Source organism: Stutzerimonas stutzeri, assembly GCF_000935215.1.
In the GTDB taxonomy this organism is placed as follows: Bacteria; Pseudomonadota; Gammaproteobacteria; order Pseudomonadales; family Pseudomonadaceae; genus Stutzerimonas.
Window position 1 is genome coordinate 1 of the sequence record NZ_JXXD01000237.1, and the last position, 11,114, is coordinate 11,114.

14 protein-coding genes are annotated in these 11,114 nt (G+C 68.4%); 7 read left to right on the forward strand and 7 right to left on the reverse strand.

The window, feature by feature from the left end:
* From LO50_RS20120 to LO50_RS20150, 7 genes are all read right to left on the reverse strand, one after another.
* Nucleotides 1-355, reverse strand: a 355-nt coding sequence (locus LO50_RS20120; RefSeq protein ID WP_044316151.1) for a malonate decarboxylase holo-ACP synthase, incomplete at its 3' end; no start/stop codon positions are given.
* 71 nt (nt 356-426) lie between these two features.
* Nucleotides 427-1,212, reverse strand: a complete 786-nt coding sequence (mdcE, locus tag LO50_RS20125) for a biotin-independent malonate decarboxylase subunit gamma (RefSeq protein ID WP_044316152.1) — start codon at nt 1,210-1,212, stop codon at nt 427-429.
* Complete coding sequence (locus tag LO50_RS20130; RefSeq protein ID WP_044316153.1) at nt 1,209-2,075, reverse strand: biotin-independent malonate decarboxylase subunit beta; 867 nt, start codon at nt 2,073-2,075, stop codon at nt 1,209-1,211. The genes mdcE and LO50_RS20130 overlap by 4 nt, the downstream gene beginning before the upstream one ends.
* Entirely contained in the window at nt 2,068-2,367 is a 300-nt protein-coding gene (locus tag LO50_RS20135; protein WP_003303871.1) for a malonate decarboxylase subunit delta, read from the reverse strand. Before LO50_RS20135 ends, LO50_RS20130 begins: the two co-directional genes overlap by 8 nt.
* A gap of 2 nt (nt 2,368-2,369) precedes the next feature.
* Entirely contained in the window at nt 2,370-3,248 is an 879-nt protein-coding gene (locus tag LO50_RS20140) for a triphosphoribosyl-dephospho-CoA synthase (protein ID WP_044316154.1), read from the reverse strand.
* Entirely contained in the window at nt 3,248-4,915 is a 1,668-nt protein-coding gene (mdcA, locus tag LO50_RS20145; RefSeq protein ID WP_044316155.1) for a malonate decarboxylase subunit alpha, read from the reverse strand. The genes LO50_RS20140 and mdcA overlap by 1 nt, the downstream gene beginning before the upstream one ends.
* A 173-nt stretch (nt 4,916-5,088) precedes the next feature.
* Entirely contained in the window at nt 5,089-5,853 is a 765-nt protein-coding gene (locus LO50_RS20150) for an SDR family oxidoreductase (RefSeq protein WP_044316156.1), read from the reverse strand.
* 261 nt (nt 5,854-6,114) lie between these two features.
* Here LO50_RS20150 and phnC point away from each other — a divergent pair, with 261 nt between their 5' ends.
* From phnC to LO50_RS20185, 7 genes are all read left to right on the forward strand, one after another.
* The gene (gene phnC, locus LO50_RS20155; protein ID WP_044316157.1) at nt 6,115-6,945 is read left to right on the forward strand and encodes a phosphonate ABC transporter ATP-binding protein; all 831 of its coding nucleotides are present in this window, start codon (nt 6,115-6,117) and stop codon (nt 6,943-6,945) included.
* Nucleotides 6,946-6,992: 47 nt separating this feature from the next.
* The gene (gene phnD / locus LO50_RS20160; protein ID WP_044316158.1) at nt 6,993-7,997 is read left to right on the forward strand and encodes a phosphonate ABC transporter substrate-binding protein; all 1,005 of its coding nucleotides are present in this window, start codon (nt 6,993-6,995) and stop codon (nt 7,995-7,997) included.
* Between the two features lie 62 nt (nt 7,998-8,059).
* Complete coding sequence (gene phnE / locus LO50_RS20165; protein WP_041013869.1) at nt 8,060-8,854, forward strand: phosphonate ABC transporter, permease protein PhnE; 795 nt, start codon at nt 8,060-8,062, stop codon at nt 8,852-8,854.
* 34 nt (nt 8,855-8,888) lie between these two features.
* Nucleotides 8,889-9,596 (forward strand): phosphonate metabolism transcriptional regulator PhnF, encoded by a 708-nt coding sequence (gene phnF / locus LO50_RS20170; RefSeq protein WP_044316159.1) that lies wholly within the window; start codon nt 8,889-8,891, stop codon nt 9,594-9,596.
* 11 nt (nt 9,597-9,607) lie between these two features.
* Nucleotides 9,608-10,054, forward strand: a complete 447-nt coding sequence (phnG, locus tag LO50_RS20175) for a phosphonate C-P lyase system protein PhnG (protein ID WP_044316160.1) — start codon at nt 9,608-9,610, stop codon at nt 10,052-10,054.
* Nucleotides 10,054-10,662: a phosphonate C-P lyase system protein PhnH gene (gene phnH, locus LO50_RS20180; protein ID WP_044316161.1), complete on the forward strand. Its 609-nt coding sequence runs from the start codon at nt 10,054-10,056 to the stop codon at nt 10,660-10,662. Before phnG ends, phnH begins: the two co-directional genes overlap by 1 nt.
* Nucleotides 10,662-11,114 (forward strand): carbon-phosphorus lyase complex subunit PhnI (locus tag LO50_RS20185; protein ID WP_044316162.1); only part of this gene is annotated, 453 nt, incomplete at its 3' end. The genes phnH and LO50_RS20185, both read left to right, overlap by 1 nt.

Sequence of the window (11,114 nt, forward strand, 5' to 3'; positions counted from 1 at the left end):
GCTGAAAACCGGCCGAGCCGGTGACGCCCCAGACGTGGCCCAGCGCATCGAGCAAGGGGCGTAGCTCGGCCAGCACGCGGAACACCGGCAGATCCTCACTGGCCTGACGACCGAGCAGATCTTCCGGCGCCAACCGATGAGCGATCGCCGCGACCGGCATCAGCGCGGCCAGGCGTTGATCGCGCGTCGCCCCCCGCAACCCGACCGCGACCAGGCCGGCAGCCACACGCGCACGCCGCACCACCACCGGCTGGCCAGCGGCGAGCACAGCGACCGCCCAGGCGGGCGCATCGGCCGGCAGTTGCTCGGGACGCATGCCCCAGAGCAGGTCGTGGGGGCGGGGAGTGTCGTGCATCTACAGCCTCCTCGTGATTGTTGTTGTCGAGTCGCTGATGGGTTCGGCGGATACGGCCGCTCAGGTGTTCGCTACCACTGCGCGCGCAACAGCTCGCGCACCCGCGACGACGCCTCGCGGTTCGGCGCACCGAGTCGGCCGCGCAGGTCGCTGCTGCTGCCGACGTCCGCCACGGCCTTGTTCAGGCAGTCGCGCACCCGCTGCATGTCGTCCGCCGAGGGCTGCTCGATGCTGTCCACCGAAAGGGTTTCCCAGAGCAGGCCGAGGGTGGCGTAGTTGTCGATGTCGTAGGCCATCGGCGGTACCGACTCGGCCAGCGCTTCCAGCTCCTCGACGCTGCGCAGGGTGATGCGCGCCGCGGCGGCCTTGCCCATGGCATGCACCATCACGCCCGGATCGCGCAGGGCGATGATCCGCTGGGCCTGATAACCGTGGGCGAGAAAGGCGCCGGACATCGCCTTGCCCACCAGCAACGCGATCACCGGATGTCCGGCCAGCCGCGCACGGGCATAGCCGTCCACCGCACCGGCCAGCGCCTGGTGAATGCCCAGCGCCTCTTCGCGGCGGCCATAGGCCTGGCTCGGCACGTCGACCACGGCAACCACCACGCGCTTGTCCGCCTTGTCGCGATCGGCGGCGATCACCTCGTCCAGCGCCTGGCCCAGCGCCCAGCCTTCGAGCAGGCCAACCTCGCCGTTGCGCGCGCGCGGGAAGGGATTCGCGGCATCCGGCACCACGGCGATATAGCGGGCGGCGCGATTACCGAGGGTGCCGTCGATCACCTTCACCGAGGCCGGATAGCCGGCCTGCGCCTGACCGCCGGCCAAGGCTTGCAACCAGTTCAGTCCACGGCTCATTGGGCATCTCCTTCATAGAGGGCACGCACGGCAGCGGCATCGAGTTGCGTGCGGGTGTCGACATCGGCCAGGCGCCGGAGGAACCAGGCGTGGCGGCGGCTACGCGGTTGCAAGGGTTTGCCGAGGGCGAACAGTTTGTGCAGTTGCGCGCGGATGGCATCGGTGTCGTCGGCGACATAGGCGTCCACCAGACCCGAGGCGTAACGCTGCTCGCCGCCGGTCAGGCTCCAGATGAACGGGCGGTCGCGCGAGTCGTACTCGTCGAGCCCGGCTTCCTGCTCGATCACCTGCGGGCCGTTGAGGCCGATGCGCGCTTCGCGGGTGGCCACCAGATAGCTGCACAGGCCCGAGGCGATGCCCATGCCGCCGAAGCAGCCGACCGAACCGGCGACCACGCCGATCACCGGCTGGTACTCGCGCAGCTCGACGATGGCCGCCTGGATCTCGGCGATGGCGGCCAGCCCGAGGTTGGCTTCCTGCAGACGCACGCCGCCGGTTTCCAACAACAGTACGGCGCGGGTCGGGATGCCGTTGCGATTGTCTTCGGCAGCCAGTTCCAGCGCGCCGGCGATCTTCGCGCCGCCGACTTCGCCCATGCTGCCGCCCTGGAAGGCGCCTTCGACGGCGGCGATCACCGCCGGCTGGCCGTCAATGGTGCCCTTGGCGACCACCACGCCGTCGTCGGCCTGGGTGACGATGCCCTGCTTCGGCAGCCAGGGCGAAGTGACGCGGTCGAACGGATCGAGCAGTTCGCGGAAGCTGCCTTCGTCCAGCAGTGCGCGGGCACGCTGGCGGGCGCCGAGCTCGACGAAGCTGCGCGACTCGAGTAAACGGGCCACGGTGTTAGCGGACACATCAATCATGGCCGACCTCCTCCAGTCCCTGCTCCAGGCGCAGACGCACTACGCCGGGCGTGGCCCCAAAATCGTGAATATCGATGTTCAGTGCCGGCAGGTTCTGCTCGCGGAACATCCGCTCGAACAGGCTCTTCCAGCGCTGCTCGGCACCATTGACCGAGGTGACCACCTGGATCGCCAGCTTGCCGGCCTGGCCGGGTTCCAGCAGCACTTCCAGATCGCCCGAGCCGACCACGCCGACCAGGGCTTTGCCGCGGGCGGGTTGCCCGGCGGCGAATTCGAAAGACAGGGTTTCCATGTTCAGTAGCTCCCAGTCGGCGCCGACGCGGCGGGCGCCAGACGGTCGAGGAATAAGGTGGCGGCCAGCAGGTCGGCGGCACCGCCCGGCGAGGCACGCAGCGACAACATCTCGCCTTCCAACGCGCGCAGCTGGCGACGCCCGGCGAGGCTGGCGCAACCGCCGGCAGCCAGTACGGCACGGGCGCCCTGCTGCATCCGGGTCAGGCCGTCGAGGCCAGCGCGGTGCAGCACGCAGGTGTCGCTGAGCTCGGTCATGATCGCCAGCAACGCATCGAGCCGGGCGTTCTGCTCGCCGGCCCCGCCGCGGCGACTTACCAGCAGCTGCGGCAGGCCCTGTTCGATGACGGCAGGAAAGCCATGCTGCGCCTGCTCCCGTGCACCGAGCACGCCATAGGTCCGGCAGACCCGCGCGCCATGGCTGTGTGGGTTGTGCGGCGCAGCCCGGTCGTTCAAGCGGGCCAGTCTCGCGGCCGTTGCCGCAACGCCTCGGGCGTCAGGCGCGTCGGCCTCCAGCGCCGCCGCCGCGCTGAGCAGCCCCAGCGCCCAGATCGCTCCGCGATGGGTATTCACGCCGCCGGTGACGCGGAGCATGTCGGCTTCGCCGTCGCGGCCCAGCTGGCCGAGGGTTTCGCGCAAGGGCTGGCCAACTTCGCCAATTTCCTGCGCCGCTTCGGCCATCGCCTTGAACGCCGGCCACAGCGCATGGGCCGAGGCGTGCATCAGACCCAGATGCAGATCGTCGTGTGCGCCATTGCCGCGCCGATCGACCAGCCCCGGCTTGGGCGACAGGTCGGCCTCGTCGATCAGCGCCTGCACCGCCAGGTCTGCCAGGCGCTCAGCCAGCGTCGGCTGCGCCTGTCTTGCAATGAGTGCGCTCATCACCAGCTCCTGAACTTGGCAGGCGGGTTGTAGAGGCCGCCGGACCAGTCGACCAGCTCGGCGATGCTCTTGGCGGCGAGCAGCTCGCGGGTGGCGTCGTTGCGGCGGATGCCGAGGTCTTCCGGCAGGGCGATCAGCCCTTCGCGGCGCATGCGCTCGGTGTCCTTCGGGTTGTGCCGCAGGCCGATGCTGGTGACGCCGGCCACCGCGGCGATCATCGCCTGGCGCTCTTCCAGCGAGCGCGCCTTGTACAGGTAGGCGATGCCTTCCTCGGTGAGCAGGTGGGTGACGTCGTCGCCGTAGATCATGATCGGCGCCAGCGGCATACCGCTCTTCTTCGCCACCTCCACCGCATCGAGCTGCTCGACAAAGGTGGGTTTGCCGCCTTCCTGGAAGGTCTCGACCATCTGCACCACGAGCTTTTTGCCGCGCTCGAGCATGGTCACCGGGGCCTCGCCGCCGGGCATGGCCATATCCAGCCAGGCCGGGGTCGGATGGCGGCGACCGCGCGGGTCGTGGCCCATGTTCGGCGCACCGCCGAAGCCCGCCAGGCGACCGCGGGTCACGGTGGAGGAATGGCCGTCGCCATCGACCTGCAGGGTGGCGCCGATGAACAGGTCCACCGCGTACTGCCCGGCCAGCTGGCACATCATGCGGTTGGAACGCATGGAGCCGTCGCGGCCGGTGAAGAACACGTCCGGACGCTGGGCGATGTAGTTCTCCATGCCCAGCTCAGTGCCGAAGCAGTGCACGCTCTCGACCCAGCCGGTCTCGATCGCCGGGATCAGCGTCGGGTGCGGGTTGAGCGTCCAGTTGCGGCAGATCTTGCCCTTCAGACCGAGCGATTCGCCGTAGGTCGGCAGGATCAGCTCGATGGCGGCGGTGTTGAAACCGATGCCGTGGTTGAGCGACTGCACGTTGTGTTTTTCGTAGATGCCGCGGATCGCCATCATCGCCATCAACACGTGCACCGGCTTGATGTGGCGCGGGTCGCGGGTGAACAGTGGCTCGATGTAGAACGGCTTGTCCGCCACGACGACGAAATCGACCCAGCTCGCCGGGATATCCACGCGCGGCAGCTCGTCGACGATCTCGTTGACCTGGACGATGACGATGCCGTCGGAAAAAGCGGTCGGCTCGACCAGCGCCGGGGTGTCCTCGGTGCTCGGGCCGGTGTAGATGTTGCCGTGACGGTCGGCCTGGAAGCCGGCGACCAGCGCGACGTTGGGGATCAGGTCCACCAAGAGGCGCGAATAGAGTTCGATGTAGGTGTGGATGGCGCCGACTTCCAGCAGGCCGTCTTCGAGCAGCTGGCTGATGCGCAGGCTCTGCGGACCGGCAAAGGAGAAGTCGAGCTTGCGGGCGATCTGCCGCTCGAACAGATCCAGATGCTCGGCGCGGCTGACGCTCGGCATGATCATGTGCAGGTCGTGCAGCTTGCCGGGGTCGGCCTTGGCCAGGGAGCGGGAGAGGAAGTCCGCCTGCTTCTGGTTGTTGCCCTCGAGCACCACCCGATCACCCGGGGCGATCAGCAGTTCCAGGGCCTCGACGATCCGCTCGCTGGGCAGCACCACGCCATCGGCGAGGCGGCGCACCTGATCGAGACGACGGGCTTTTTCAGCGCGACGACGCGACCACTGCGGCGGTGGGGAGATTGTTGTTGTCATGGCGACTCCACAGGTTTTCCGCTTGTGGAGCGCACAGTAGGGACGTGACCGAAGGGTCATCAATCAAGCAGCGGACGCAATCGTTACGTTTGGGTTAACGATATGTCTGGGCGGCCGGTTTGCCGGGGATGCAGCAGGCGCGGCGCATTGCACGCCACGCCTCCTGGAGCCGCTTACTTGTCGCGATCGATGTTGAACGGAGACCAGGCCTGGCGCGTCGGCATCACTTCCAGGCGGTTGATGTTGATGTGATCCGGCAGGGTGGCGACGTAGAAGATCTGCTCGGCGATGTCCTCGGCGCTCAGCGGCGTGGTGCCGCGGTAGAGCTTGTCGCTGGCGGCCTGATCGCCCTTGGTGCGCACCAGGGTGAACTCGGTTTCGGCCATGCCCGGCGCGATGTCGGTGACGCGCACGCCGGTGCCGAGCAGGTCGCAGCGCAGGTTGTAGCCGAACTGCTCGACGAACGCCTTGGTCGCACCGTAGACGTGGCCGCCCGGATACGGCCAGTGGCCGGCCACCGAGCCGATGTTGACGATGCTGGCGCCCTTGCCGGTGGCGATCAGCGTCGGCAGCAGCGCGTGGGTGACGTTAACGAGGCCGGTGATGTTGGTGTCGATCATGGTGTGCCAGTCCTGCAGGTCAACCTGCTGCGCCGGCTGCGGCGCCAGCGCCAGGCCGGCGTTGTTGACCAGGCAATCGATCTGGCGGAATTCGGCGGGCAGCTGCTCGACCACCTCCTTCACCGCGCCGGCGTGGCGCACGTCGAGCGTGGCGATGTGCACCGGCACCTTGGCCGACAGCTCGGCCTTCAGCTCCTGCAGGCGCTCGCTGCGCCGGCCGGTGAGGACCAGTGCCCAGCCGGCCTCGGCGAAGCGGCGGGCAGTGGCGCGGCCGAAGCCGGAGGTGGCGCCGGTGATGAATACGATCTTCTGTTTCATGCTCTTCCTCTTTCTGACAGGCCCGACCGTCGTGTAGGCGACGCGGCACAAGGGGCGCGGTGACGGCGATCAGCTTAGGGGGCTGCGCCGCGAAGGCAAAGCCTTGCGTGCGCCGGCTGATCGTTGCGCTGGCAGGCAACGCTTCACCGAACGGTCATCGCAGGTTCACGGACGCTTAGCCGGACTGCAACAGAGCCTGACTACCTTCTCGTCTAGACAAGTTGGCCGACCTCCCCGGCCGCGCAGACGAGAGGGCAAGACATGAATGCGGCTATTCGAGTCGAGCGACTGAACAAGACCTTCGCCGGCAAGCAGGCGCTGTTCGACCTGGGCTTGGCGATCCAGCCGGGCGAGATGGTGGCGCTGATCGGCGCATCCGGTTCTGGCAAGTCCACGCTGTTGCGCCACCTGGCCGGCCTGGCCTGCTGCGACCGCACCGCTGGCGGACGCATCGAGGTGCTCGGCCGCGAGGTGCAGGCCACCGGCCAGCTGCACGGCGAAGTGCGCCGTCTGCGCGCCGAAATCGGCTACATCTTCCAGCAGTTCAACTTGGTCAACCGCCTCAGCGTGCTGGACAACGTGCTGCTCGGCTTTCTCGGTCGCATGCCGCGCTGGCGCGGATCGCTGGGCATGTTCAGCGACGCGCAGAAGCGCCAGGCGATGACGGCGCTGGAGCGCGTCGGCCTGGCCGAGCGTGCCGCGCAGCGCGCCTCGACGCTCTCCGGCGGTCAGCAGCAGCGCGTGGCGATCGCCCGCGCGCTGACCCAGCAGGCCGAGGTGATCCTCGCCGACGAACCCATCGCCTCGCTCGACCCGGAGTCGGCGCGCAAGGTCATGGAAATCCTCGCCGACATCAACCGCCAGGACGGCAAGACCGTGGTGGTGACCCTGCATCAGGTCGATTACGCGCTGCGCTACTGCTCCCGCGCCGTGGCGCTCAAGCACGGCCGCATCCACTACGACGGCCCCTCGGCGGCGCTCGGCGACCGCCTGCTCAACGACCTCTACGGCGCCGATCTGGACGCCAGCCTGCTGTTCTCCGACCGCGCCCGCGCCGCCGAGCCGCGGCAGCTGCAGCTGGTCAACGGCTGAGCCCCACGCCACCCGACAACCAACGCCACACCCAAGGAGTGACCTCCATGTTGAAACGCTTCAGCCGCGCTCTCGCCGCCTCCACGCTGCTGGCCGGTGCCCTCGCCGGCACCGCTCAAGCCGCCGAGACCATCACCTTCGGCATCATTTCCACCGAGTCCTCGCAGAACCTGCGCAGCGTCTGGGAACCCTTCCTCGCCGACATGAGCAAGCAGACCGGCTACGAGGTGAAGGCCTTCTTCGCCCCCGATTACGCCGGGGTGATCCAGGGCATGCGCTTCGACAAGGTCGACCTGGCCTGGTACGGCAACAAGTCGGCGATGGAAGCGGTGGACCGTGCCGGCGGCGAAATCTTCGCCCAGACCGTCGCCGCCAACGGCAACCCCGGCTACTACAGCCATCTGATCGTGCACAAAGACAGCGCGCTGAACTCGGTCGAGGACGTGCTGAAGAACGCCAAGAGCCTGACCTTCGCCAACGGCGACCCGAACTCCACCTCCGGCTACCTGGTGCCCGGCTACTACGTGTTCGCCAAGAACAAGGTCGACGCCGGCCAGGCCTTCAAGCGCAGCCTCAACGGCAGCCATGAAGTGAACGCGCTGTCGGTGGCGAACAAGCAGGTCGATGTCGGCACCTTCAACAGCGAAGGCATGGAGCGTCTTGAGATCACCGCGCCGGACAAGGCCGCGCAACTGAAGATCGTCTGGACCTCGCCGCTGATCCCGGCCGACCCGCTGGTGTGGCGCAAGAGCCTGAGCGACGAGCAGAAGAACAGGCTGCGCGAGTTCTTCATGAGCTACGGCGCCAAGCCGGCCGAGAAGGAAATCCTCGCCGGCCTGCAGTGGGCACCGTTCCGCGCCTCCGACAACGACCAGCTGCTGCCGATCCGCCAGCTGGAACTGTTCAAGAAGCGCAGCGAAGTCGCCGCCGACAGCAAGCTCTCCGACAGCGACCGCCAGGCACAGCTGCAGGGCATCGACCAGGAGCTGGCCAAGCTGGAGCAGCGCATGGCCGAGCGCGAGCAGAAGAACGCCGCCGCCAAGGCCAGCTGAGCAACGCCGGGCGTGGCGCGCTGGCGCCACGCTCCCGTCCGCGCCGTTTTTGAGAACCGAACATGACCACTCTTAGCACCACACCGCCACTGGCGGGCAACGACAAGCGCAGCTGGCTGCGCCTGTTCGGCTGGGGCCTGTGCCTGGCCGTGCTGGCCTGGTCCTGGCAGGGCGCGGAGATGAATCCGCTGCTGCTGATCCGCGACAGCGCCAACATGGCGACCTTCGCCGCCGACTTCTTCCCGCCGGATTTCAGCAACTGGCAGCTGTACCTCAAGGAGATGGTCACCACGGTGCACATCGCCCTCTGGGGCACGCTGCTGGCGATCGTCTGCGCCATCCCGCTGGGCATCCTCAGCTCCGAGAACATCGTGCCCTGGTGGGTCTACCAGCCGGTGCGCCGACTGATGGACGCCTGCCGGTCGATCAACGAGATGGTCTTCGCCATGCTCTTCGTCGTCGCCGTCGGCCTCGGCCCATTCGCCGGCGTGCTGGCGCTGTGGATCAGCACCACCGGCGTGCTCGCCAAGCTGTTCGCTGAAGCCGTGGAAGCCATCGAGCCGGGCCCCGTGGAAGGCGTGCGCGCCACCGGAGCCAGTGCGCTGCAGGAAGTCATCTTCGGGGTGATTCCGCAGGTGCTGCCGCTGTGGATTTCCTACTCGCTGTACCGCTTCGAATCCAACGTACGCTCGGCCACGGTGGTCGGCATGGTCGGCGCCGGTGGCATCGGCGTGATCCTCTGGGAAGCCATCCGCGGTTTCCAGTTCGGCCAGACCGCCGCCCTGCTGCTGATCATCATCGCCGTGGTGAGCCTGATCGACCTGCTCTCCCAGCGCCTGCGCAAGCTCTTCATCTGACGGAGTGAGGGCCTGCGCGGCCTTCGAAAAAACCATGCAGTTGTCTAGACAACCCAGCGAACCACTCTACCTCGAACTGGCCCAGGTGCTGCGCGGCGAGTTGCGCCACTACCGCATCGGCGACTTCCTCCCCGGCGAGATGCAGCTGGCGCGCCGCTTCGCGGTCAACCGCCACACCCTGCGCCGCGCCGTCGACGAGCTGGTACAGGAAGGCCGCCTGCTGCGCCGCCAGGGCAAGGGCACCCAGGTGCTGCGACGCCCGCTGGTCTATCCGCTGCAGGCCGACAGTGCCTACAGCGATGCGCTCGCCGCCCTCGGCGTGCGCACCGAAGCGCGCCTGCTCGCGCGTCGCCAGCTCAGCGCCAGCGCCGAGGAAGCACGCCACCTGCAACTGGCCGAAGGCGCCGCGCTGATCGAGCTGAGCACCCTGCGCCTGCTCGACGGCGAGCCGGTCAGCCTGATCCGCCACCGCTACTGCGCCAGCCACGCCGAACGCCTCGCCGACTATCAGGGCGGCTCGCTGCGCCGCTACCTCGGCGAACGCGGCCTGCCGCTGACGCGCCGTTTCAGCCTGATCGGCGCACGCCTGGCCGATCGCGACGAGGCCGCACAGCTGCTGATGCCCCTGCGCATGCCGCTGCTGTCGGTGTTCACCCTGTCCTGGGATGCCGCCGGGCGACCGGTGGAGATCGCCCTCTCGGCCAGCCGTTCCGACCGTTTCCAGTACCAGGTCGCCATCTGATGGAGAACCCCATGCACACCCGCGAACAATCCCCCCGCCAGCGCTGGATGGCCGTGCTGGCGCGCGCCAGCGCTGCCGAACTGGCGCCTTTCGAGAGCGCCCTGCGCGACTGCACCTACCAGCTGATCCGCCCCGCGGAAATCGGCATGACCCTGGTGCGCGGCCGCATGGGCGGCACCGGTGCGCCGTTCAACCTCGGCGAGATGAGCGTCACCCGCTGCGTGGTGCGCCTGGCCGATGGCAGCACCGGCTACAGCTACCGTGCCGGCCGCGACAAGCGCCAGGCCGAGCTCGCCGCCCTCGCCGATGCCCATCTGCAGGGCGCCCAGCAGAGCCGCTGGCTGAATGAACTGATCGAACCGCTGGCCGCCGCGCAGGCCCGACGCGCCGCGCAAAAGGCTGCCGAAACCGCCACTACCCGCGTGGAGTTCTTCACGCTGCTGCGAGGAGAAGACTGATGAATCGCGCCCCATCCGACCTGTTGCAGCCCGCCTTCGCCGACCCGGTGCTGGACGCGCAGAAGTGCTTCCGCGCTGCGCTCAAGGCGTTGTCCGAACCCGGCACGCGCCAGGCGCTGGTCAGCGTCGCCGCCATCGAGCCGCTGCAGGCCGCCGGTTACGCGCTGTGCCTGAGCCTGCTGGATAACGACACGCCGCTGTGGCTGGCGCCGGCCTTCGACACCCCGGCGATTCGCGCCAACCTGGCCTTCCACTGTGGCTGCCCGATCGTCGAGGCGCGTGAGGAGGCGATGTTCGCCCTGCTCGACGCCGCGGCGCTGGACGACCTCTCCGGCTTCTACAACGGCAGCGAGCGCTACCCGGACCAGTCCTGCACGCTGCTGATCCAGCTCGACCGTCTCGACCGCGGCCCGGCGCTGAGCTGGCAGGGCCCGGGCATCGACGGCAGCCGCCTGGTCGGCCTGCCGCTGACGCCGGCCTTCTGGCAGCAGCGCACCACACGCAACGACTTCCCGCGCGGGCTCGATGCGCTGTTCTGCGCCGACGGCGAAGTGCTCGGCCTGCCGCGCAGCACCCGCATCGGCGATTCGCTGCAGGAGGTGGCCTGATGTACGTCGCGGTCAAGGGTGGCGAACAGGCCATCGACAACGCCCACGCGCTGCTGGCGAAGAAGCGCCGCGGCGATACCGGCATCGCCAAACTCGCCGTCGAGCAGATCCGCCAGCAGCTGCCGCTCGCCGTGGCGCGGGTGATGAGCGAAGGCTCGCTGTATGACGAGGAGCTCGCTGCGCTGGCGATCAAGCAGGCCGCCGGCGATCTGGTCGAGGCGATCTTCCTCTTGCGCGCCTACCGCACCACGCTGCCGCGCTTCGCCGAGAGCCTGCCGCTGGACACTGGCGCCATGCAGCTCAGCCGGCGCATCTCGGCGACCTTCAAGGACGTGCCCGGCGGCCAGTTGCTCGGCCCGACCTTCGACTACACCCATCGCCTGCTCGATTTCGCCCTGCTCGCCGAAGGCGAACGCCCCGGCCCGCCGGTGGATGAAGGCGCCACGCTGGGC

Excerpts from the sequence above, each read along its gene's own strand:
- phnH (WP_044316161.1), top strand. The coding sequence starts at position 10,054 with ATGAATCGCGCCCCATCCGACCTGTTGCAGCCCGCCTTCGCCGACCCG.
- mdcA (WP_044316155.1), bottom strand. The coding sequence starts at position 4,915 with ATGACAACAACAATCTCCCCACCGCCGCAGTGGTCGCGTCGTCGCGCT.
- LO50_RS20130 (WP_044316153.1), bottom strand. The coding sequence starts at position 2,075 with ATGATTGATGTGTCCGCTAACACCGTGGCCCGTTTACTCGAGTCGCGC.
- LO50_RS20150 (WP_044316156.1), bottom strand. The coding sequence starts at position 5,853 with ATGAAACAGAAGATCGTATTCATCACCGGCGCCACCTCCGGCTTCGGC.
- LO50_RS20135 (WP_003303871.1), bottom strand. The coding sequence starts at position 2,367 with ATGGAAACCCTGTCTTTCGAATTCGCCGCCGGGCAACCCGCCCGCGGC.
- phnC (WP_044316157.1), top strand. The coding sequence starts at position 6,115 with ATGAATGCGGCTATTCGAGTCGAGCGACTGAACAAGACCTTCGCCGGC.
- phnF (WP_044316159.1), top strand. The coding sequence starts at position 8,889 with ATGCAGTTGTCTAGACAACCCAGCGAACCACTCTACCTCGAACTGGCC.
- phnE (WP_041013869.1), top strand. The coding sequence starts at position 8,060 with ATGACCACTCTTAGCACCACACCGCCACTGGCGGGCAACGACAAGCGC.
- LO50_RS20140 (WP_044316154.1), bottom strand. The coding sequence starts at position 3,248 with ATGAGCGCACTCATTGCAAGACAGGCGCAGCCGACGCTGGCTGAGCGC.
- phnD (WP_044316158.1), top strand. The coding sequence starts at position 6,993 with ATGTTGAAACGCTTCAGCCGCGCTCTCGCCGCCTCCACGCTGCTGGCC.
- mdcE (WP_044316152.1), bottom strand. The coding sequence starts at position 1,212 with ATGAGCCGTGGACTGAACTGGTTGCAAGCCTTGGCCGGCGGTCAGGCG.
- phnG (WP_044316160.1), top strand. The coding sequence starts at position 9,608 with ATGCACACCCGCGAACAATCCCCCCGCCAGCGCTGGATGGCCGTGCTG.